Origin of the sequence: Streptomyces sp. HUAS TT11, assembly GCF_051553595.1 — a bacterium.
In the GTDB taxonomy this organism is placed as follows: Bacteria; Actinomycetota; Actinomycetes; order Streptomycetales; family Streptomycetaceae; genus Streptomyces.
Window position 1 is genome coordinate 8,959,100 of the sequence record NZ_CP196184.1, and the last position, 20,733, is coordinate 8,979,832.

At 66.4% G+C, this 20,733-nt stretch carries 18 protein-coding genes and 2 pseudogenes; 11 read left to right on the top strand and 9 right to left on the bottom strand.

The window, feature by feature from the left end:
- Positions 1 to 33 precede the first annotated feature (33 nt).
- Genes ACSHXN_RS40295 through ACSHXN_RS40310 form a run of 4 tightly spaced genes read left to right on the top strand, consistent with a single transcriptional unit; the run spans position 34 to position 3,856 of the window.
- Entirely contained in the window at positions 34 to 1,149 is a 1,116-nt protein-coding gene (locus ACSHXN_RS40295) for a zinc-dependent alcohol dehydrogenase (protein ID WP_355138403.1), read from the top strand.
- Entirely contained in the window at positions 1,146 to 1,841 is a 696-nt protein-coding gene (locus ACSHXN_RS40300; RefSeq protein ID WP_355138405.1) for a 4-carboxy-4-hydroxy-2-oxoadipate aldolase/oxaloacetate decarboxylase, read from the top strand. The genes ACSHXN_RS40295 and ACSHXN_RS40300 overlap by 4 nt, the downstream gene beginning before the upstream one ends.
- Positions 1,831 to 2,853, top strand: a complete 1,023-nt coding sequence (locus ACSHXN_RS40305) for an amidohydrolase family protein (protein ID WP_383357979.1) — start codon at positions 1,831 to 1,833, stop codon at positions 2,851 to 2,853. Before ACSHXN_RS40300 ends, ACSHXN_RS40305 begins: the two co-directional genes overlap by 11 nt.
- Before the next feature lie 10 nt (positions 2,854 to 2,863).
- The gene (locus ACSHXN_RS40310) at positions 2,864 to 3,856 is read left to right on the top strand and encodes an ABC transporter substrate-binding protein (RefSeq protein ID WP_355138409.1); all 993 of its coding nucleotides are present in this window, start codon (positions 2,864 to 2,866) and stop codon (positions 3,854 to 3,856) included.
- 91 nt (positions 3,857 to 3,947) lie between these two features.
- On the opposite strand, the gene ACSHXN_RS40315 is transcribed toward ACSHXN_RS40310, so the two are convergent.
- On the bottom strand, positions 3,948 to 5,216 hold the full coding sequence (locus ACSHXN_RS40315; RefSeq protein WP_356114405.1) for an NAD(P)/FAD-dependent oxidoreductase: 1,269 nt from the start codon (positions 5,214 to 5,216) through the stop codon (positions 3,948 to 3,950).
- A gap of 174 nt (positions 5,217 to 5,390) precedes the next feature.
- On the opposite strand from ACSHXN_RS40315, the gene ACSHXN_RS40320 reads away from it, so the two are divergent.
- Positions 5,391 to 5,810, top strand: coding sequence for an ester cyclase (locus ACSHXN_RS40320; protein ID WP_355803574.1), 420 nt, complete (start codon positions 5,391 to 5,393; stop codon positions 5,808 to 5,810).
- On the opposite strand, the gene ACSHXN_RS40325 is transcribed toward ACSHXN_RS40320, so the two are convergent.
- Positions 5,807 to 6,667 (bottom strand): hypothetical protein, encoded by an 861-nt coding sequence (locus ACSHXN_RS40325; RefSeq protein ID WP_438305971.1) that lies wholly within the window; start codon positions 6,665 to 6,667, stop codon positions 5,807 to 5,809. The genes ACSHXN_RS40320 and ACSHXN_RS40325 overlap by 4 nt on opposite strands.
- A gap of 29 nt (positions 6,668 to 6,696) precedes the next feature.
- Positions 6,697 to 7,077 (bottom strand): annotated as a pseudogene (locus tag ACSHXN_RS40330) (transposase); the annotation flags it as partial.
- 452 nt (positions 7,078 to 7,529) lie between these two features.
- Here ACSHXN_RS40330 and ACSHXN_RS40335 point away from each other — a divergent pair.
- From ACSHXN_RS40335 to ACSHXN_RS40345, 3 genes are all read left to right on the top strand, one after another.
- Positions 7,530 to 9,428, top strand: a complete 1,899-nt coding sequence (locus tag ACSHXN_RS40335; RefSeq protein ID WP_438305973.1) for an ATP-binding SpoIIE family protein phosphatase — start codon at positions 7,530 to 7,532, stop codon at positions 9,426 to 9,428.
- 137 nt (positions 9,429 to 9,565) lie between these two features.
- A complete protein-coding gene (locus ACSHXN_RS40340) occupies positions 9,566 to 10,153 on the top strand; it encodes a TetR/AcrR family transcriptional regulator (RefSeq protein WP_438305975.1) in 588 nt (195 codons plus the stop codon).
- 517 nt (positions 10,154 to 10,670) lie between these two features.
- Positions 10,671 to 12,155 carry an FAD-dependent monooxygenase gene (locus ACSHXN_RS40345; protein ID WP_438305977.1) on the top strand — a complete coding sequence of 495 codons (1,485 nt, stop codon included), beginning with the start codon at positions 10,671 to 10,673 and terminating at the stop codon, positions 12,153 to 12,155.
- A gap of 337 nt (positions 12,156 to 12,492) precedes the next feature.
- Here the strand turns inward: ACSHXN_RS40345 and ACSHXN_RS40350 are convergent, their stop codons facing one another.
- Entirely contained in the window at positions 12,493 to 12,936 is a 444-nt protein-coding gene (locus tag ACSHXN_RS40350; protein ID WP_438305980.1) for a VOC family protein, read from the bottom strand.
- A 1,140-nt stretch (positions 12,937 to 14,076) separates the two neighbouring features.
- On the opposite strand from ACSHXN_RS40350, the gene ACSHXN_RS40355 reads away from it, so the two are divergent.
- Complete coding sequence (locus ACSHXN_RS40355; RefSeq protein ID WP_438305982.1) at positions 14,077 to 14,826, top strand: SDR family oxidoreductase; 750 nt, start codon at positions 14,077 to 14,079, stop codon at positions 14,824 to 14,826.
- A gap of 182 nt (positions 14,827 to 15,008) precedes the next feature.
- Positions 15,009 to 15,335 (top strand): hypothetical protein, encoded by a 327-nt coding sequence (locus ACSHXN_RS40360; RefSeq protein ID WP_355138477.1) that lies wholly within the window; start codon positions 15,009 to 15,011, stop codon positions 15,333 to 15,335.
- 66 nt (positions 15,336 to 15,401) lie between these two features.
- Here ACSHXN_RS40360 and ACSHXN_RS40365 read toward each other — a convergent pair whose 3' ends face one another.
- The 4 genes and pseudogenes from ACSHXN_RS40365 to ACSHXN_RS40380 form a co-directional block, all read right to left on the bottom strand.
- Positions 15,402 to 15,797, bottom strand: coding sequence for a DUF6188 family protein (locus ACSHXN_RS40365; RefSeq protein ID WP_438306535.1), 396 nt, complete (start codon positions 15,795 to 15,797; stop codon positions 15,402 to 15,404).
- A 176-nt stretch (positions 15,798 to 15,973) separates the two neighbouring features.
- Positions 15,974 to 17,207, bottom strand: a pseudogene (locus ACSHXN_RS40370) (IS701 family transposase).
- Between the two features lie 173 nt (positions 17,208 to 17,380).
- Positions 17,381 to 17,875, bottom strand: coding sequence for an HIT family protein (locus ACSHXN_RS40375; protein WP_438305984.1), 495 nt, complete (start codon positions 17,873 to 17,875; stop codon positions 17,381 to 17,383).
- A gap of 122 nt (positions 17,876 to 17,997) precedes the next feature.
- A complete protein-coding gene (locus ACSHXN_RS40380) occupies positions 17,998 to 18,807 on the bottom strand; it encodes an SDR family NAD(P)-dependent oxidoreductase (protein ID WP_356294155.1) in 810 nt (269 codons plus the stop codon).
- 252 nt (positions 18,808 to 19,059) lie between these two features.
- Here ACSHXN_RS40380 and ACSHXN_RS40385 point away from each other — a divergent pair, with 252 nt between their 5' ends.
- Positions 19,060 to 19,422, top strand: coding sequence for a DUF488 domain-containing protein (locus tag ACSHXN_RS40385; RefSeq protein WP_355803588.1), 363 nt, complete (start codon positions 19,060 to 19,062; stop codon positions 19,420 to 19,422).
- A gap of 177 nt (positions 19,423 to 19,599) precedes the next feature.
- Here the strand turns inward: ACSHXN_RS40385 and ACSHXN_RS40390 are convergent, their stop codons facing one another.
- Positions 19,600 to 20,553 (bottom strand): alpha/beta hydrolase, encoded by a 954-nt coding sequence (locus tag ACSHXN_RS40390; protein WP_438305987.1) that lies wholly within the window; start codon positions 20,551 to 20,553, stop codon positions 19,600 to 19,602.
- Positions 20,554 to 20,733 lie beyond the last annotated feature (180 nt).

Here is a 20,733-nt window from a genome sequence, read left to right on the forward strand (position 1 = left end):
GCGGGACATCCCCGAACGTGAGGAGACGACGTCATGGCGGAACAGGTGCTGGCGGCGGTCAGAACGGCGCCCGGCCGGACCGAGCTGCAGGAGTTCCCGATGCCGGACATACCCGATGACGGAGCCCTGTTGAAGGTCGAGGTGGCCGGCATCTGCGGCACCGACGTGAAGATGTACGCGAAGCCGCCGTTCACCGACCCCGTGATCATGGGACACGAGAACGTGGGCGTCATCGCGAAGGCCGGCCGCACCTTCACCGAGCGCAAGGGACTGGCCGAAGGGGACCGGGTGTTCGTCGAGCACTACGTCGGCTGCTACCGCTGCGAGTGGTGCCACCGGGGCGAGTACCGCCACTGCGAGGCCACCGACTGGCGCACCAACCCCGACGCCCGCCGGTACGGCTACACGTCGGCGAACCACCCGTACCACCTGTGGGGCGGCTTCGCCCAGTACCTTTACCTGCCGTGGAACTCGGTCACCCACCGCGTGCCCGACGGGGTGTCGGCCGAACTCGCAGGGCTTGTCACGCCGTTGTCGAACGGCATCGAGTGGGCGCTGGTCACCGCGGGCGTCGGCTACGCCTCCACCGTCCTCATCCAGGGCCCCGGGCAGCAGGGGTTGTCCCAAGTCGTCGCCTGCAAGCAGGCCGGCGCCTCCCTCATCATCGTCACCGGCACCACCCGGGACGCGGCGCGCCTGTCCCTGGCCAGGGAGCTGGGTGCCGACCACGTCATCGACGTCACCCAGGAGGACGCCCTCTCCCGCGTCCTGGACATCACCGGCGGCCGCGGGGTCGACGTGGTCCTGGACTGCACCGCGGGCGCGGGCACCGCACCCGTGCTGCTCGGCATCGACGCGCTCAAGCGACGTGAGGGAACGATGGTGGTCCAGGGCGAACTGGCCGCGTTCCCCGACTTCCCCATGAAGAAGCTGACGGAGAAGTCGATCGCCCTCAAGAGCGCTCGCGGCCACAGCTACCGCTCCTGCGAACTCGCCCTGGAACAGCTCGCATCGGGCCGCTTCCCCCTGGAGAAACTCAGCACCCACAGCTTCCCCCTCACCGAGGTCGACCGTGCCATCCGCACGGTCGGCGGCGAGGGCGGCGAGGACGCCGTGCACGTCTCGCTCCTGCCGTGGGCGGCCGCATGAGCATCGTCGTCCGCGACCCGCGCCGCGCCGACCGGGCCACGGTCGACGCCCTGGCGGCGTTCGGCGTGGCCACCGTCCACGAGGCCCAGCATCGCACCGGGCTCCTCGACCCCGCACTGCGTCCCGTGTGGGCGGGCGCGCACATCGCGGGCACCGCCGTGACCGTCAGCGTGCCGCCCGGCGACAACTGGATGATCCATGTCGCGGTGGAGCAGTGCCGGGACGGCGACATCCTCGTGGTCTCCCCGACCTCGCCCTCCCAGGCCGGCTACTTCGGTGATCTGTTGGCCACCGCGGTCTCCGCGCGCGGCGTGCGCGGAGTGGTCATCGACGCCGGCTGCCGCGATGTGGCGGAGCTGCAGCGGATGGGGTTCCCCGTATGGGCGCGGCACATCAGCGCGTTCGGCACGGTCAAGGAGACCCTCGGTGACGTCAACACCCCGCTCGTGTGCGCCGGGCAGCACATCCGGCCCGGTGACGTCCTCGTCGCCGACGACGACGGTGTGGTCGTCGTGCCGCGGCACGACGCTCAGGCCGTGCTCGACGGCTGCCGGGCACGGGAGGAGAGGGAGGCCGTCAGCCGCACACGCTATGCGAACGGCGAGCTGAGCCTCGACGTCAACTCGATGCGTGAGCGCCTGGCCCACAAGGGACTCACGTACGTCGACCCGGAGGCCACGGATGATCATTGATGTGCACGGCCACTACACCACGGCACCCCGGCCCCATCAGGCCTTTCGGGACGCGCAGTTGGCCCGTCTCGCGGACCCGTCGCTGCCTGTCCCCGAACCCGCCGCCATCAGCGACGACGCGATCCGTGAGAGCGTCGAGACCAACCAGCTGAAGCTGTTGCGGGAACGCGGCGGCGACCTGATGCTCTTCTCGCCGAAGGCATCCGGCATGGAACATCATGTCCCGGACCCGGCGACCGCGCGCACATGGGCGCGGGTGAACAACGACCTCGTCCACCGAGCCGTCGAACTGTTCCCGCGGAACTTCGCCGCCGTGTGCCAGCTGCCGCAGACACCGGGCGGTGGGCTCGACGACGCCGTCGCCGAACTGCGCCGCTGCGTGGAGGACCTCGGGTTCGTCGGCTGCAACCTCAACCCGGACCCGTCCGGCGGCCATTGGACCTCGCCACCGCTCACCGACGCGTACTGGTACCCCCTGTACGAGACGATGGCCGAACTGGACGTCCCCGCGATGATCCACGTCTCGGCGTCCTGCAACCCCAACTTCCATGCCCTGGGCGCCCATTACCTCAACGCCGACACCTCGGCCTTCATGCAGTTCGTCGAGGGCGACCTGTTCGCCCGCTTCCCCACGCTGCGGTTCGTGATCCCGCACGGCGGCGGTGCCGTGCCGTACCACTGGGGGCGCTACCGCGGTCTCGCCGTCCGCCTGGGCCGGCCGGACCCCTCCGACCACCTGATGAACAACGTCTTCTTCGACACCTGCGTGTACCACCAGCCGGGCATCGACTTGCTGCACCAGGTGATCGGAGCCGACAACATCCTGTTCGCCTCGGAGATGCTGGGCGCCGTGCGCGGCGCGGACCCGCAGACCGGCATCGCCTGGGACGACACCAAGAGCTACGTCGACCGGGCGGGACTCGGCGACGAGCAACGGCACAAGGTCTACGAGGCCAACGCCCGGCGCGTCTACCCGCGTCTGGACGCACGCCTGATCGCGGAAGGACGGTGACGACCACCCCATGTCCCGACTGCACCTCACCCTCGCCTGCGGCGACTACGACCGCACACGCGCCCTGGAGGAGGGCACCGTCCGTCCCGACGGTATCGATCTGACGTATCTGCGGCTGCCCGTCGAGGAGACCTTCTTCCGCATGATGCGCCACCAGGAGTTCGAGGTGGCGGAGCTGTCGCTGTCCTCGTACGTCCTGTCGTTGCGCGCCGATCCGGCACCCTTCGTGGCGCTGCCCGTCTACACCTCGCGCATGTTCCGCCACGGCTCGCTGTACTGCCACACCGACGCGGGCATCTCGGCCCCGGAGGACCTGCGGGGCAAACGCATCGGCACGCCGGAATACCAGTTGACCGCCTGTGTGTGGATGCGGGGGATCCTGGCCGACCGGTACGGGGTGCCCTTCGACTCGGTCAGTTACCTGACCGGCGGGCAGGAGACACCCGGCCGCATCGAGAAGGCGGGCGTGAAGCTGCCGGACTCCCTGCGCATCAGCCGCATCCCCGAGGACAGGACGCTGGCCGAGATGCTCGCCGAGGGCGAGATCGACGCCCTGTGCACGCCACGGGTCCCGAGCCCGTTCGTCGCCGGGGACCCGCGCGTACGGCGGGTGTTCCCGGACGTCGTCGCCGCCGAGAAGGACTACTACGCCGACACCGGAATCTTCCCGATCATGCATGTGGTGGTGATCAGGCGGGACGTCTACGACCGCCACCCCTGGGTCGCGCAGTCGCTCTACAAGGCCCTGCTGGCGGCCAAGGAGGCGGCGTACGGCAGTCTGTACGACACCTCCGCCCTCCGCTTCATGCTGCCCTGGCTCACCCCCCAGCTGGAGGAGGCGCGCGCCTTGCTGGGCCGGGACTACTGGTCCTACGGCCTGGAGAGCAACCGCGAGACGCTGACCACGTTCCTGCGCTACCACCACGAGCAGGGGCTGTCGGAGCGGCTGTGGCGCCCGGAGGAGCTCTTCGCCCCCGAGTCGCTCGAATCCGCGGTGATCTGACGGCCGTCGTTCGAGCAGAAGAGGCGTGAGGCAGTCGGCCTCACGCCTCTTCGCGTGCCTGCTCCCCAGGAGGGCGAGGGGTACGTGGTGCTCAGGAGGACGGCACCACGGACCGTCCGGGGGTCAGCAGTGCCTTCAGAGGAGTGCCGCTGTCACCGGCGACGCCCGCCGGGACGGTCGTGCCCTGGGTGAGGGCCTTGCGGACCGCCATGTAGTCGGCCGGGCTGTTCACCGCGTCGATCGCGAGGAGTTCGTCCTGCCGGTAGTACAGGACGGAGAACCGCTCGCTGTCCGGCTCACCGCGCACCACGTGCTGGTCATAGCCGCCCGACAGGCCGGCGATCTGCAGTTTGAGATCTCCCTGGTACGACCAGAACCACGGCACCGCGCGCTGCGGCGCCGGGCTGCCGAGCAGCGCCGCGGCGGCGGCCGCAGCCTGGGCGACGGCGTTCTGCACGGACTCCAGCCGTACCCTGCCGAGACCCGTCATGGGGTGCGGCTGCACGGTGCAGTCCCCGGCGGCGACGATATGGGGGTGGCTGGTCCGCGCCCGGCCGTCGACGACGATGCCGCGGTCGCACTCGAGCCCGAGTTGCTCGGCGAGTTCGGTGCGTGGGAGCACCCCGACACCGATCAGCACGAGGTCGGCCGGCAGTCGGGTGCCGTCGGCCAGGCGCACTCCGGTGACGCGCCCGCGTTCGCCGTCGAACCCCGCCACCGCGGCGGAGAGCAACACCCTGGTGCCGCGCCGGACATGCGCGCGTCGGTAGAACTCCGAGACGACCGGCGCCACCGCCCGCGAGATCAGCCGATCGGCTGCCTCGACGACGGTGACGTCCTTGCCGAACCCGCGGGCGACCGCCGCCGCCTCCAGCCCGATGAAGCCGCCCCCCACGACCACGACCCGCGACGCGGTGGTCAGCCGTTGCCTGAGATGCGCGGCGTCGTCACGATCGCGCAGATAGCTGATTCCGTCGAGGTCGGCGCCGGGCGCGGCGAGCCGCCGGGGTCCGGCCCCGACGGTCAGGGCGAGCCGGTCGAAGGTGAAGACACGTCCGTTCGGGGTCTTCGCGGTACCGGATCCCGGGCGGCCGGAAGGGGAGAGGGCGACCTCGGTGACACGCTCGCCGGGGACGAGGTCGATGCCGGCATCGGTGTAGTAGGACGGTGCGCGAAGGGCGAGCGATTCCAGGTCCGTCTGCCCGGTCAGGAACTCCTTGGACAGGGGCGGCCGCTGGTACGGCGGGTGAATCTCCTCACCCACCAGGGTGATCGGCTCGGTGTCTCCCAACTGCCTGAGTGACACGGCAAGTTGGAGTCCGGCCTGGCTGGCGCCGACGATGAGCGTTCCGCCCGACATTGCGTGGCCCCTCTCGACTCCCTTTAATGTCAGACCATTATACCAAGCGCGATGGGCCGGTGGGGGTGCCGTTAATGGGAGGCCGGTGCTGTCGGTTTGTCGTGCGCGGCGCCCCGCGTTATGTTTGACAGAAATGTCAAGCATTTTGACGGTGCAGCGCAACGGGAGGTCGTCGTGGGGTACTCGAGCTCCACCGAGGTGGTGGAGGCTTTCTGGAGTGAAGTGTGGAAGGCTCGGAACCCGGACAAGATCGATGATTTCGTGGTCGAGGACTTCGTCATCACGAGCGGCGGTGAGCGCATCGAGGGCAGGGAGAACTTCAAGGCGTGGGTGCGGGACTTCCTCGACAGGATCGATGACTTCCGGTTCGATGTCATCGAGACCTTCCAGAACCAGGACGGCAGCCGGGTCGCATCACGGTGGCGGGTGAGCGGCAGGAACAACGGCGTCCTGGGCACAGCACCCGACCAGCGGCACATCACCTTCACCGGGACGGCCGTCTGGGCCGTGCGCGAGGACGGGAAGCTGCTGCACAACTGGGTGGAACGCGCCGCCTGGGAGCTGTACCAGCGATTGACGGCGCCTCAGGGCTAGGTGTGTATCGAAATTGTCGACGCTCTTTCGTGGCGGTATGCCTCACCTGCTCGCCCCGAAGCTGGCGGCGTCGGTCGAAGCCGGGGACCGGCCGGTGACTCCGAGCCGGGCGGCTGCACGCTGGCAGCCTCCTTGTGGTGGGCGATCAGCGGGACCTGGCCGCTCGACCACGAGGCGGCAGGCATCGACCCGACCAAGCTGATGGCCGCCCAGTTGCGTCGGGCGATCGGCTCCGGCCGGCTGAAGCCACGGGCGGCGACCACGTGGCCGACGGTGCAAGGCGTACTGGCCACCGTCATCGCCGAACCGCCCGAGCGGCGTCCGACCGCCGGCGAGCTACTGAACTTGAATGGGTGATGTCGGGCTGGACGGCTGCACGTGGCTCCTGCTGAGATGTGGGCTCTGATGTGCTTCACCGGGTGCCCGAGTGTGTCGCCGATAGTGGCCAGTTCCTCGTCGCCGAACCAGTCCCGTTCGGGGTTCCAGATGGCGATCTCGAAGCGGGCGAAGCCACACGGCCAGTCGTAGTCCAGTACGTCGAGCGACGTGGCGGCGCCGCAGCAGGGCACTTCCACGCCCAAGGTGGCGAAGCCGTCCTCACAGTGGCTTTCCAGCAGGTCGGCGTACCACTCGGTGCCGATCGAGGCGCCGCAGTGCGGGCAGCCGATTCGTTCCAGGTTCTCGCCGCAGTCGACGGGGGTGAGGGTGTCGTGCCAGGTGACGTCGATCTCGACCTCAACGCCATCGGCCAGGCCAGGAGCTAGGTCCGCTGCGAGCGCGGCGGTCCGCTCGGCCGCCGCCCGGTCGGGCTGCCACTGGGGATCAGTCGGGATGATCGACAGGAAGTCCTCGCTCATAGACTCACTCAATTCGTCTGGCGCAGGCGTTAGGCGGGGGTGCCGTGATCGTAGGGCCACCTGGCAGGGCCGGCTGTTCCCTGGGTTCGTTCCTCGTGGATCGCAAGGCCAGTGCCGGCGAGGCAGCCGTCGACTATGTCCGGGCGGTACTGGATCCGCCTGAGCCTGCGCTTGATGGCCTTGGTGATCTGGGCGAGGTCGGCCGCGGCGAGGTTGCCGATCTCTCGCTTGACCAGCGACCAGATGCCTTCTCGCGGGTTGGGGTCAGGTGCGCGTATGCGGGCAGTTGGAAGATGGTGAGCCACGTTCGCGGCGGCCCATTCCCTCATCCCGGCGGTCAGGTGCAGGCGCACGTTGTCCCAGACGAGCACGATCGGGCCGCCAAGCTGGATGCGGGCTCGAACGAGCATCCGAGGTGCGCTCGAGGCTGCGACGAGGCAGGCGCGGGTCTGATTCCAGCTGGCCTGCACGTCTCACGTCGAAGCAACCTGGCACCCCTGAACTTACAATTTTGGAGAAGGGGGTCGCCATGAGTGGAGGCACAGCCGGAGGATATGGCCGTGATTCAGCGGCCATCGAGCTCACAGGCAGGAATCTGGCGGAGACCTTGCATGGTTCCGTATGCGACGCCCTGCATCGACTTGACGCTGTAGCTGCAGCCGTTTACTTGCTGAACGCAGGCCATACCGAGCTGAAGGTGGGGACGATTGTCGGCAGCCCACCTTCCTTCTTCGCGTTCCCGGGGCACATAAATATTGACGCACCTTTTGCCTCAGCACGAGCGCTGACTTCAGTCAACGGTGCAGTATGTGATCCTGATCCTGTCGGTGTGGAGGAGCTAGGTCTACGACCGTCCCCGTATGTGGCCCTCGCCGCACCTGTCGGCAAGGGAAGCCAGCGCTTCGGGACGCTGACGGTTCTGAGGCTCGATACTCATGGCGCCTACGAAAGCGAAGATTGCACGGCCTTGCAGGAGATCGCGGAAACGCTGGCCGACGCCTTGGCCGATCTGTCAGCAAGCGGTACAGCGATCGCAGCAGGCCCTGCCCCGATACTCCTTCCAACGTACGAAGCGAGTGTGGACAGCCCGGGTTGGGGGCTTTCCGACTTCCCCGGTTCGGCCGGCATAAGCATGATGTACCCGCTGCGTGGTCTATCCGAATTGCTGAATCAAGCTACGACGATGGACCACGTTGTACGGGCTGCACGACACTGTCTCATGGACCCTTTCCGCGCGAAGGCTCTGGTGCTGGCCCTGTCCAGAGAGGGCCGCTTCTGGGTGCTGGGGCACAGCGGGGACTCCCTCGACATGGCGCGGAACTTGCACGGCGCACCAATCGATGCTCCCAGTCCCGCATCGCAGGCGATCCACGGCCGACCACTGTTCTTCTCCACCGGTCAAGCATGGCCCATTCCATCTATTGGTCCTGACGGCGAGCAGGTCGAGGCACACCTGCCTCTCACGGGAGGCACGCAGGCAATAGATTTGCCTATCGCCGGAGGAAGCAAAATCATAGGCGTATGTTGCCTGTCCTTTGAAGGCCCCCGTAACTTCCCGCCAGAGGAAAGGGCCGTCCTTGGCATGATGGCCGGCTTGCTGGGGGCAGCGGTGGAGCGCGTCGACCTGGCAACCAGGCATCGCGAGGTCGCGGAACATCTGCAGCGCATCCTCCTGCCAGCCGCCCTCTCGGAGCTGCCGGGGCTTACCGTCACCGCCCGTTACCGGCCCGCGACATCGGCTTTCCAGGTAGGCGGAGACTGGTATGACGTGATCAAAGTGTCCGATGACCGCATCGCACTCGTCGTCGGCGATGTGGAAGGCCATGACCTGGACAGCGCCGCTGTCATGGGCCAGGTACGCACCGCACTGACCTCCTATGCCACCGAAGGCCATCCTCCCGCCACGGTGATCGATCGCACTGGCAGGCTGCTTACCGAACTTGGCACTCAGCTGTTGGTGACCTGCTGCGTCGTCGACTTGGACATCGAGGCCGGAACGGCCGAAGTAGCCCTGGCAGGTCACCCCGAACCACTTGTGCAACGGCCCGACGGCAGCAGGGGAACCCTTCACGCGCCCTCGAACCTTCCCCTGGGTATCACTACACGGCACGCCTACCGAGGTCGTGAGCACATACTTGCTCCCGGATCCGTCCTATTGCTGTACTCCGACGGTCTGACCGATTTCGCCACCGGGCACCTCAGCGAGTCCGCGCGGTCCCTGCTGGGCGCGGTCAGCAGCGAGGCGAGTGCCGACCTGGAGCCGTTGGCCGACCGTCTTATAGCTGATCCGGACCCTCAGCAGCATGTCGACGACGCGGTGCTGCTCCTGGCTCGGTATGAAGGCGCGTTGGAAGACGGAGCGCCTCGGACGGCCGGCTTGTACATACAACGTCGCGATCTTCACGGGGTCAGGGCTGCCCGCGTCTTCGTCGACGACCACTTGCGTTCCTGGGGATTTGCAGACATGTCGGATGACCTGCAGCTCATAGTCTCCGAGATGGTGACGAATGCCCTCATACATGCAGGAAGTGATGTCGACGTCCGGCTGAGGGCCTTCGACGACCACATCCGACTGGAAGTACGCGACTCCGACAGTAACCCTCCCGTCCCCTCGCCGTTGGTGCTGCGCGAGGAGGAGAACGCCGAGGCCGAGCATGGCCGGGGCATGCTCATCGTGGATGCCCTGTCCGGGCAGTGGAACACCTCCCCCAACGGCCGTGGCAAGACCGTTTTTCTGGACCAGCCCATCCCCGTTGAATGAGTGCGTGAAGGTCCCGAAGATCGGAGGGGTGGTCTCCTCGTATCGGACGGCGTTGTACCGAAGCCGTTTGAGGCAGCGAGGAAGACGCGGCGACCTGCCTAATGGACCGAAGAGTCAACAACTGGTATGCTGGCTAAATGGGTCGCCCACGACGCTTCGACGAAAACCAGGTACTGCAAAAAGCCCGCGAGCAGTTTTGGAATCAGGGCTATACCGCAACATCCCTGGACGACCTCATGGCCGCCACTGGGCTTGGTAAGGGGAGCCTGTACGGGGCATTCGGCGACAAGCGTCAACTCTTCCTCCGTACCCTGGACGACTACCGCGACGAGCAGCTCAACGGCGTCCGGCAGATACTCACCGGACCGGGCACGGGGCTGGAGCGCCTCAGCCACCTCCTTGACGGTGCTGCCCACGGCTACGCAAATGACGCCCAACGGCGCGGCTGCTTCCTCGCTGGCAGCACCTCCGAACTGCACGGGCAGGACTCGGACGTAACCGCTCGCGCCCGTACGACGTACCAAGAGATACAGAACCTCTTGGCTGCCTGCGTGAAGGATGCGCAAGAGGAAGGCGACTTGGCAGTGGATGTCAGCCCGGAGGAAGTGGGCAATCTGTTGCTGGCGGTCCTGCAGGGCATTGAATTTCTTGCCAAGACCGACATGGATGCTTCGGCTCTCATTGAGATTGGCCGCTCATCGCTGGCGAATCTTCCGCGCCCCTGACCTTTGAGACGCCCTTGATATTCGGGCGTTCTTTCGGGACGTACGGAATCCCCTGCAGGCACAGCCGGTCCACCACCGGCCGTGGACCCGGTGGCTTTCTCCGTCCACGGCGGCAGCAACGGCTCGATCAAGGCCCCAGGTCGTCGTCCACGGTCCACGGCCGGGTACTCACATTTGACGAACTGCTGAATCACCACACCAGTCACGCCCCACCAGGACGCTTCAACAAGATCGTGTTACGAGCTCTTATTGGTCAGCAGCCACGGGACTAGCATTCGTCACGCTCCCGCCCTGCGGCTGGTGCTGTGAGTGGACGTGTGGGGGCGCTATCCACTGGGGTCCTGATACACCCTTCGCAGGTCGCAGCGTCAACTGACGAAGCCCTGTGTGCCGCGAAGCCGATCGACAAGCCCTGATCCGTCGATGCGAGCGATCACCAACCGGCTGATCTAGAGTCGAAGGAGCTTTCCTGGCGAGCAACGACTCGCTGGCGTGTGACCGATGCGGAGGAGACGGTATGGGCTCCGACTACGAGGTGCTGATCGTGGGGGCTGGACCAGCTGGGTTGCTGCTTGCCGGCGACATGGCCGAAGCCGGGATCGGTTGCACTGTCCTCGAAAAACGTGAGAAGGAGTCGGAGCTTACCCGCGCCTTCGCCGTGCAGGCGCGAACGCTGGAGCAATTTGACGCTCGCGGAATAGCCGATGAGCTTCTTCTTACCGGTATCCGGAATCCGGTTTTGCAATTCCTGAGGATCGACCTGTCTCATTTGCCGAGCAGGTACCCACATGTGCTGGTGACGCCGCAATACAACACCGAGCGAGTCCTCCGATCGCGTGCACTGGCTCGGGGTGCGGATATCAGGGGGGCCTGGGAGGTGGTCGGCCTCGAGCAGGACGCAGACGGTGTGGACGTGCAGGCTCGGACGGCGGATGGTGCTGTGCAAACGCTGCGTGCGCGCTACGTGGTAGGCGCCGACGGACGGGGCAGCACGGTACGCCAATCTCTCGGCCTTCCCTTTCCTGGCCGATCTGCGGTTCGGTCCATGATGCTTGCCGATGTGCGGTTTTCCGAACCGCCCTTGAAACCACCGACCGTTGGGGCGGTTGGGGACGCCTTCGCCATTGTCGTGCCGTTCGGCGACGGGTGGTTTCGCATCATGGCCTGGAATCGCCGACATCAGATGCCTGACAACGCATCAGTCGACTTGGAGGAGATCCGCGAGGTAGCCCGCCGAGCGCTCGGCAGCGACTTCGGCATGCACGATCCGCGCTGGCTCTCCCGGTTCCACAGCGATGAACGCCAATCCCCGCGTTACCGCGTGGGCCGGGTGTTCCTCGTGGGGGACGCCGCGCATGTGCACTCCCCTGCCGGCGGTATGGGCCTGAACACCAGCATCCAAGACTCCGTCAACCTTGGTTGGAAACTGGTGGCTGTCCTGCGCGGCCGGGCACCGGACGGCCTGCTCGACACCTACCAGGACGAACGGCATCCAGTGGGCCGCAGGGTGCTGCGGATGAGCGGCGCGCTGCTGCGTGGTGTGCTGACCACACCACGTGCCATGTGCGGTATCCGCGACTTCTCCGCCCGCACAGTGTTGCAACTGCCGCCTTTGGCCAAGCGGCTGGGCCGTGCGATTTCCGGACTCGACATTGCCTACGCCACGCCGGCCGGCGCACATCCACTCACCGGAAAGCGGGTGCCCGACCTTCCGTTGACGGATGGGCGGCGGCTGTACGAGGCGCTGCGTACCAGGCGGTTCGTCCTCATCGCGGCAACGGGCGCTTTGCCTCCTTCTGAGACTGAGAAATGGGCCGACGAGGTAGAGATCGTGTCCGCCGCTTGGCCGACCAGCAAGACTGTGTTGGTCAGGCCGGACGCCTACATCGCGTGGGCCACCTCCGAGCAGCGCCCCGAACGTCGCGCTGGTGAGATCAGGCAAGCTCTGGCCCATTGGCTCGGCGCGGATACGGGTCGCCGCGGAGGACATTCTCCGTCTTGACCGCCGGGCCTCCTGGAGGGCGGCCGGCTATCGAGCGCCATCCAGACCTTTGCACGATAAAGGCAACTGCCCGCCCAGGCCTGCGGAGGCCAGAAGCAGTAGACGGCGCCGGCTCGCCTGCCGCCCCGGCGGCTTGACCATATGTGGAGGATATGACCGCGTTTGCGCATACCGCCATGCGCAAACCAGCGAGTGCGTCGCACCGGCCGAGAAGGGGAGGCCGTCTCCACTGATTGGAGACCACCGGACTCTCGGCCACGACCAACTGAGGAGCCGAATCGCTAGGTCCGTCCGCGGCAGAAACCGCCAGGCTCCTCCAGCCTTTCGACATCGGACCCTAGCCGATCGGGCTTGCGCCTTCCTGGAAGACATTGATGAGGTTTCCGTCGTTGTCCCGGATCGCGGTCGAGATGCTCCCGTCGCCGAGATCCATCTGCTCCCAGACAATGGTCACGCCGAGATCCCGGAAGGTTTGCGTCACGCTGCCGAGGTCTTCGACTCGGAAGACGAGAGCCTTGTTGCCGATCGGGCGGACATGAGCGGGAGGTTCCGCAGTCAACTCGGGGATCCGGATGCCGTCGGCGGGTTGAAGCAGTTCGAGCCGGAAGCCGGAGCCCTCCAAGAACGCGACGTCTGCGCCGATGGCGTCGAAGCGGGACTTGGCCAGCAGCGAGAGGCCGAACACCCGGTTCCACCATGTGATCGAGACCTCAAGATCGCTAACGGAAATCGTGACGTTGTGCAGGCTGTAGGAGAACTGCGGCTGGCTGGCGGTGCTCATGGCGATCCTCGTTCAATGTCTATGGGCCGGGAGGCAAGGCGCGCAACGTCGCGCCACACAGCTCTCGCGGGGTTCCCATGCTCTCGGGCAGGCAGGCGTGGCCGTAAATCTCGACGTCGCTTGCCATTGCATTCGCACACGCGCCGGGCCAGGTAGCCACAGTAGACCTTATGTACTGGCCGGTCAAAAACCCGTCCCCAGCTCGGTCGCTGTTGCGCTCAGGTGAGATGCCACCCCCCGCATGTTGACACCCGTTCAATGTCGCGAAGTGGCTGCTATGGCACGCCACACCGACTGCAGGCCGACCGTGAGCCTGGAAGGGCGCCACGCCTGCCGCAGGCCAGCGCGCGCGGCAGCCTGATGTCCGGCTGAACTGCACTCCGCCGGCTCGACAGGAATGTCGTTCATGGTGCACGCGCAGCAGGTCGAGGAGGGCAGCTCCTCGAGTGGAGGTTCAATCACTGTGTGCACCGCCGGGGGTGACGATTGCAGCAGAGCCAACCTCTTCTTGACCGCACAGTCCATATGTGTTTGACTCGATCGTGCGACTGCAGCTGATATGTACCGGTATCCGCCCGTGAACGTCGCCCCTCTTGCAGTTCCCTGTACCCGCAGGGGAGAGGGTCGGGGTGGCTGCAGCCCCACCCCTGTGCCGCGTGTGCCGGGCTCATGCTGATGGAAGTCATTGCGGTGCATCTGTTTACGGCGTATGGAAATAACATCGAGAGCTCTTGGATTTACAGAAAGATTGGCGTGCCGCTTTCCAGAGGTTCCGTCACAAGCGCCCCGGTGTTTTTTGCAACTTGGAAACCGTTCGTGCATCGCGTTTCGGAGCTTTCGACGTCCGTTCCTTTTCCTGACGCCTTCTGTCATGCGGAACGGGCAGGTCTGCGCTCAGCCAGTCAAGAACTGTAGCGGGTGTCGCCTGCGCGGGCGGAAAGCAGGGTCAGATGCGGGCTTGCGCCCTGGACTGCGCGAAGTTGCTTCGACTCGACAAAAGGGTTGCCATCTGAGAATGGAACCCTGGCAATCGACTTAGTTCTCGTTGGCGAGCAAGAGAAACGCCCCGCGCACACAGGGCGAGGCTAATTTTGGTTGTAACTTTTTTAGTTACTTCCACTTACCGATAGGAGAAACATCATGGGAAGTCTCGAAAACAAGACCGCCGTCGTGACCGGCGCCAACAGTGGGATCGGGCTGGCAACAGCGCGGCGTTTCGCTGATGAAGGAGCGCATGTGATCATCACCGGTCGTCGTCAGGATGCGCTGGACGCAGCGGCAGCCGAGATCGGCGCCAACGTCACCGTTGTTCGCGGAGACATAGCCGATCCAGACGACCTTGACCGTCTCTTCGCGATCATTGCAGAGCAGAACCGCCGCATTGACGTTCTTTTCGCAAATGCGGGAGGCGGAGAATTCGCCACGCTGGAGCAGGTGTCGGAGCAACACTTCGATGCCACTTTCAACATCAACGTCCGTGGAACTCTGTTCACCGTACAGAAGGCATTGCCGCTCCTGAATGACGGTGCTTCGGTCATCTTGACTGGTTCTACCGCCGCCAACTCAGGTGGAGAGGCGTTCGGCGTCTATGCTGCCTCGAAGGCCGCCGTCCGCTCCTTTTCCCGCACCTGGGCCAACGAGTTGCGTGGTCGTGGCATCCGGGTCAACACCCTGGTGCCTGGGCCGATCAAGACCCCTGGAAACGCCGGCCTGGCGCCCAACGAGCAGGAGGTCAAGACGCTCCATGACTTCTTCGCGCAGCAGATACCCCTCGGCCGGATGGGCGAAGCTGCCGAAGCGGCAGCGGCAGCACTTTTCCTCGCGTCCGATCAGAGCAGCTTTGTCACAGGGGCCGAGCTCTACGTCGACGGTGGCCTGAATCAGGTCTGAGCGATTATCCGGAGGGCTCTCTTCGACTTCGTGAAAGAGAGCCCTGCCGCTGTAATTCGCGTTGAAGCGTTCGCATGCGTGCGACACATTGAGCCCTTCCAATCTCAGTGGGGTTGCCGGGGCGGCTCGCCCCTGGTTGAGCCGGGCAGAGGCTCTGAGGGCAGGATGTCTGCGTGCCCACCATGGTTGTTGAGATCCACGTGCCGTTGCTGCCCACGCCCGGCCTGCCGGACGGCTCCTACCCGTTTCCCTGGATCGAGGAGGCCGAGGACTTCCTGTCCGATCTCGAAGACCAGGGTGACGTGGAAGTCTTCGACGAGGGAGAGGAAGACGGAGACGTCTACGTCTTCTTCGTCACCGGAGCCAGTGAGGAGGCTCTCCTGGCGGTGGTGTCCCGCGTGGCCACGCTGCCTGGGGTCCCTACGGGAACCGTTGCGGTCGTCAGCAACGACGAGGCCGAGAAGTTCGGGCTCGGGCGACGGGTGGTGCTTCCACCACCTGTGCGCTGAAGGGCGGATTCCAGTGGTCGTCGCAACACAGGTTGAGTGCCGCAACGGTGTCGGTTGCGGCGGTGATCAGTGTTGCAGGTCGGTTTCGCCGCCTGGGCCTACCAGGATGGGATCGATTCCCGCGCCGGTGAGGTTCCACGACTCGTAGTCGGGGTCTGGCTTGACGTGGAGCCGAGTGCCGTCATTGAAGCCGAGGGACAGGGCGCCTTGCCCGGTGACCTCGGTTTCGGTGACGACCCCGGCGAACAAGCCGAGTAGTGGCGCCAAGGAGGTTCCGATGGCCGGCGTCAGAAGGGCCTGGTGGCCCGAGGCGTCTGTGAGGGTGAACGGTGTCTCGATGACGAGCTCACCATCGACGCGGATGCGGCCGTCTGGGCCGTGATCGGTGAAACTGTTGCGGACCCGGTGGTCGAAGGCCGTGCCCGTGACACGAGCGCCGACCAGCTCCGCGGGTACTTTCACCGCTCCCCCTGTCGAGGTTCTGCCGTGTGTCGACGGAAAGCCGACGACCGGCTCTATTGGACCTTGAACAGTGTAGACAGGCGCTCGGCCGGCGTTTCCCAGCCCAGCGTCTTGCGGGGCCTGCTGTTCAGTTCGGCGGCGACGGCGCCTAGTACTCCAGTTGTAGTTACTGATCTTCAATCCTGGGCGGTTTGACGTCGGTAGTGGCTGGCTTGGGACTGGGCCTGATGGCGACGTCGCCAGAGAGACCAGCCGAGCAGGTGGGCAGGGTCAAGGACCGGTCGGACGACGAGTGTGACGAACAGGTGCCGAATCTCGTTGCAAGTGAGCGGTATGAGTCTGTTCGGTGCGGGGACGCGGGTGTGCTCATCCGCGCGGATGACAGCCAGGAAGGCATGCGCGAGCATGGCGAGGGTGGCCCAGCGCGACCAGGCCGATAGCGGCGGACCTGGTGCTGGTCCAGGGCAGGCAGGCCCTTGCCAGTCTGGAAGAACTCCTCCACCCGCCACCTCGATCCAGCGACGCGCACGAGCGTGGCCGGCGGGACCGGTGTGGGTGAGAAGCAGCGGTAGTAGGCCAGTTCGCCGGTGTTGCGGTTGCGGCGGATCAACAGCTGATGGATTGCGGGTCGGGGGACGGTGAGGTTGATGACGGCCCAATGGTAGAAGCGGTGGCCCTTTGCTCCAGCCCCGGCGGAGAGCTTCTGCCAGGCCCGCCTCGGCAACTTCCCAACCAGGGCGTCAGCACGGAATTTTCCCGCGCTGGTGGTGACTTCCTGGGAGCAGGCCACTGCGAGGACGTAGCCGGTGCCGCGTTCCTCCAGTGCGGTTCGCAGCGTCGGGTTGCCGCCGTAGACCTCGTCACCCGCGACCCAGGCAGCGCGGTGGCCGGCGTCCAGGAACCGGGTGACCATGCGGCGGCCAGTTCCGGTTTGGTGGCGAAGCCGGTCTCCTGGTCCAGGCCCACGGCGTGGCAGCGGTCGGGGGCGGCGGTCCAGGAGCGCGGGACGTACAGTTCCCGATCCACGGCGGCGTGCCCGCGCTGACCGGCGTAGATCAGGTAGACGGCAACCTGGGCGTTCTCGATCCTGCCTGCAGTTCCGGTGTACTGGCGCTGGACACCGACCGTGCCGGTGCCCTTCTTCACGTCGCCGGTCTCGTCGACCACCAGGAGCGCACCGTCGTCATGCATGTGCTCGACAACGTAATCGCGCACGTCGTCGCGGACCTGGTCCGCATCCCACTTTGCCCGCCCCGGCAGGTGCTGCATGCCGACCGGTGTCTTCTCACCGACCCATTCGGCGATGGTCCAGCAGTTCTTGCGCAGCAGGTCCGACAGCAGCCCCAACACCAAGTCCCTCACGCGGCGCGGGGGTTCGACGCGGGCGAACCGGTCCGCGATGCGGCCCATCAGGCCCTCGAACGCCTCCTGCCAGCAGGCGGGGTCTACGCTGTGCCCTGCGGCCGTGTGATCGGTTGTCTTCACACATCGATGATCAGCGGTGGCCGCATCCCCGTGCCGACCGAGCGCCCCAGCAAGACCGCCAGCCGTGCGGCCGACCGGGAAAAGTCTGCTGCCTCCGGTCATCCCTCCTTGAGAACGCCCCGGGCGATGACCGCCTTACGCAGCCGTGCGGCCATCGAGGCCGCCTGCTCCGGCGACAGCGCCAGGACGCCGTTCTCCGTCATCAGGGTGTGGAACTGCTGCTCAGGGTAGGGGATGCCGGGCGGCAGCGCGACGATATGCCAGTGCAGATGCGCGTTGCCCTGCTGGCTGCCGAGCGAGTACAGGTACGTGCGCTCCGGCTCGCAGACAGCCTCGACGGCGAGGGCGATCTCCCGGACGAACAGCATCAGCTGGCTGTAGGCCGCCTCGTCCAGGTCGCGCACGACGTGCTCAAGGTGCGCCTTCGGCGCGACCAAGACCTTGCCTGGCACCGTCGGCCACCTGTCCAGAAACGCCACGTGATCGGCATCCTCGAAAACCGTCGCATGCGGGTAGTCCGGGTTTCCGGCCAGGAACGCACACACGAAGCACGGGCCGCTCCGAGTCCGCTCCATGTACACCTCAAGGTCCATCGACTGTCGATCCACTGACACCTGCGCACCTCTTCGCGGGGGATGCACCAGTCTGCCGCAGCCTTACGATCCCACCAACGCAAAGGGCCCCAACGACAAGATCCGGAACTGCAACTGGAGTACTAGGTGCTCCTGTGCGGCGGCGCGTAGCGCTCGGCGATGACGCCGCGCAGCCCGGCGGCGTCCCGCAGAGCGAACTGAAGCGTGGCCACTTCCTCCCACGACGCCATATCGGGAAGTGTCGGAATGCACACGAGCTCTCCCCGGTCCAGCCCGTCGAGCGCGGCCCGCACCAAGTCGTCCGCATCGACGAACGACTCGTCGGGGAACAGGGGCGAGGTCCCCGCGGCTTCGAAGAACCCGGTGCGCACGGGGCCGGGCAGCACGACCTGGACACGGATGCCGGTGGGCGCCACCTCCTGCTGCAGGGCGAGGGAGAAGTGCAGGACGTAGGCCTTGGATGCTCCATAGGCGGCACCGCGGGGCGGTGGACGGAAGGCGCCGATCGAGGACACATTGACGAGCGATCCGGAGCCGTTCTCGCCGAAGGCGATCAGCGCGGCGCGGGAAAGGCGCGTCAGGGCCGTCACGTTGACCGCGATGAGGTCGTCCAGCGTTCCGGGGTCCGCCTCGCGCAGGGGCGCCAGTCCACCCAGGCCGGCGGCATTGACGACGACGGCGAGTTCCTCGTGCTCGAGAACGGCCGTCTCGACGCGGGCAAGGTCGCCTTCGTCCGCCAGATCGGCCCGCAGGACGGTGGCTCGCCGACCCGTGTCACGGTGGATGGTCTCAGCCAACCGGGCGAGCCGATCGGCGCGACGGGCGACCAGGACGGGGTGGTAACCCCGCCGCGCCAACTGCTCGGCGTACGCGCGGCCGATTCCCGAGGAGGCGCCGGTGACCAGAGCGGCCTGTCCGTCGTGGGTGTGCATGGTGACCTTTCGGACCGCGACTTCCTGTGCTGACCGAGAGTAGTGATCCGGCCCGTCTTGTTGCCGGACGTCGACGTGTTGCCGGCTCCGTGGCGTCGGGTCGAGGTCTCGCGGTGCGTCCGGCGTTCGGACACGTGAGCGGTCGGCGACCGTCCAGGCCGAAGACCCACCGGGCGCGGCCGCCGACTTCGATAAAATGGATACGTCGGACAAATACGTCGAGCGGGCCGATGTGATGTGGAGGGCGCCGTCATGACCGAACGGATCGCCTATCGGCGGGTCTACGAAGAGACGTCCCCGAAAGACGGCAAGCGGGTCCTCGTCGACCGTGTCTGGCCGCGGGGCATGCGCAAGGAGGACGCTCACCTGGACGAGTGGCTGCGCGATGTGGCCCCGTCGAGCGATCTGCGCCATTGGTACGGCCACGATCCCGACCGGTTCACCGAGTTCCGCCGACGCTATCTGGCGGAACTGCGCGACGCCGGACACCGCGAGGCGGCCGCACACCTGCGAGATCTGGCGGCTCACGACAGTCTGACGCTGCTCACCGCCACCAAGGACGTGGACCACAGCCAGGCCGCCGTACTCGCCGAATGGCTGGGCCACAAGCGCTGACACAGGCCGGTTCGGTCACCCTCGGCCGATTCTCGACGACCCCGGTGCCCGGCCCGGTTGTCAGGTGCCTCCGGCCGAACCGGGCCGAGGAGTCCCTTGACCGCGGGTGACGGTCGAGCGGCTGCTTTTCGACCGCGGTGAGGGCTACCGCGGTTCCAGCCGCCGACAGATCCGCCGTCAACTCCTGCACATGTCGGCCCCGCGCTGGCCGACCGGGCCGAGGCCTGCGGTGAAGAACCCGTCGAGTCTGTCGACGGCGAGGTCCACGTACTGCTTCTTGTCGTAGAGGTCGACATGGCCGGCACCGTCGACCCAATACATCTCCTTGGGTCCGGTGGCGAGTTGGAACGCCTCGATGCTCATCCAAGCGGTGACCGCGCGGGTCCCGGCGATCATGAGCAGAGGCCGCCCACCGATCAGCGGGACCGCGGTGAAGGCGTCGAAGGCTGCCATCCGGTCGATGCTGGACCACGTGAAGAAGCTCGCGGAGCGGGCGTGCTGGGCGCGTGGTGTGCGGTAGTACTCAAAGCCCTCCGCGCCGTGCTCTCCTCCGAGCGCGCGGGCCTGCTCGGCGGTCTCGGGGAAGAGTGTCAGGACCGGCGGCTCCTCGCCACGGGCCGCTGCGGTGCGCGCATGGGCGGCGGCATCCAGCATCGACCGGAACACGGCCGGGTCCTGAGCCCCGTCCGCTCCCAGGCGGAACTGGCGTGCGACGTCGACGGCGCTGACGGTACCGACGGCCTTGATGCGGTGATCACTCGCGGTGGCGGCCAGCACGTATCCCCCGGAGGCGCAGATGCCGAGCGCGCCGATGCGATCCGTGTCGACATCGCTACGAGTGGTGAGGAAGGACACGGCGGCCTTCAGATCCTCCACTCGGTGGGCGGGATCTTCCATACCGCGAGGCTCGCCGCCGCTCTCGCCCTGGTAGGCCGCGTCGAAGGCCAGGGTGAGAAAACCCCGCTCCGCAAGGCGCTGCGCGTACAGGCCGGCGGTCTGCTCCTTCACGCCGCTGCCGGGGTGACCGACGACGATCGCGGGACGCGGACGCGCCGTCGGTGCGTCGGGGAGGTAGAGGTGGCCGGCGAGCGGAATGCCGGCGCTGTCGAAGGTGACATCGGTCTTCGCCACAGGATTCTCCGTTGGTGCAGTTTCTGGGTCGACCGCACCCATGCGGTGGGCCGTGTGCCCGGCACCGTGCCGGGCACGTCTCCACCGTCGGTGAGAGCGCGGGCGCGCAAAAGAGACGAGTTCATGCCTGGGAAAAAACCTGCCCCCCTTGTTCCCGCGCTGCTCGCGCGACAATGAGGA

Coding starts and splice junctions, on each gene's coding strand:
- ACSHXN_RS40350 (WP_438305980.1), bottom strand. CDS start 12,936: ATGAGCACCGCCAGCCAGCCGCAGTTCTCCTACAGCCTGCACAACGTC.
- ACSHXN_RS40385 (WP_355803588.1), top strand. CDS start 19,060: ATGACCGAACGGATCGCCTATCGGCGGGTCTACGAAGAGACGTCCCCG.
- ACSHXN_RS40375 (WP_438305984.1), bottom strand. CDS start 17,875: ATGGACCTTGAGGTGTACATGGAGCGGACTCGGAGCGGCCCGTGCTTC.
- ACSHXN_RS40345 (WP_438305977.1), top strand. CDS start 10,671: ATGGGCTCCGACTACGAGGTGCTGATCGTGGGGGCTGGACCAGCTGGG.
- ACSHXN_RS40360 (WP_355138477.1), top strand. CDS start 15,009: ATGGTTGTTGAGATCCACGTGCCGTTGCTGCCCACGCCCGGCCTGCCG.
- ACSHXN_RS40380 (WP_356294155.1), bottom strand. CDS start 18,807: ATGCACACCCACGACGGACAGGCCGCTCTGGTCACCGGCGCCTCCTCG.
- ACSHXN_RS40295 (WP_355138403.1), top strand. CDS start 34: ATGGCGGAACAGGTGCTGGCGGCGGTCAGAACGGCGCCCGGCCGGACC.
- ACSHXN_RS40305 (WP_383357979.1), top strand. CDS start 1,831: ATGATCATTGATGTGCACGGCCACTACACCACGGCACCCCGGCCCCAT.
- ACSHXN_RS40340 (WP_438305975.1), top strand. CDS start 9,566: ATGGGTCGCCCACGACGCTTCGACGAAAACCAGGTACTGCAAAAAGCC.
- ACSHXN_RS40310 (WP_355138409.1), top strand. CDS start 2,864: ATGTCCCGACTGCACCTCACCCTCGCCTGCGGCGACTACGACCGCACA.
- ACSHXN_RS40355 (WP_438305982.1), top strand. CDS start 14,077: ATGGGAAGTCTCGAAAACAAGACCGCCGTCGTGACCGGCGCCAACAGT.
- ACSHXN_RS40315 (WP_356114405.1), bottom strand. CDS start 5,216: ATGTCGGGCGGAACGCTCATCGTCGGCGCCAGCCAGGCCGGACTCCAA.
- ACSHXN_RS40325 (WP_438305971.1), bottom strand. CDS start 6,667: ATGAGCGAGGACTTCCTGTCGATCATCCCGACTGATCCCCAGTGGCAG.
- ACSHXN_RS40300 (WP_355138405.1), top strand. CDS start 1,146: ATGAGCATCGTCGTCCGCGACCCGCGCCGCGCCGACCGGGCCACGGTC.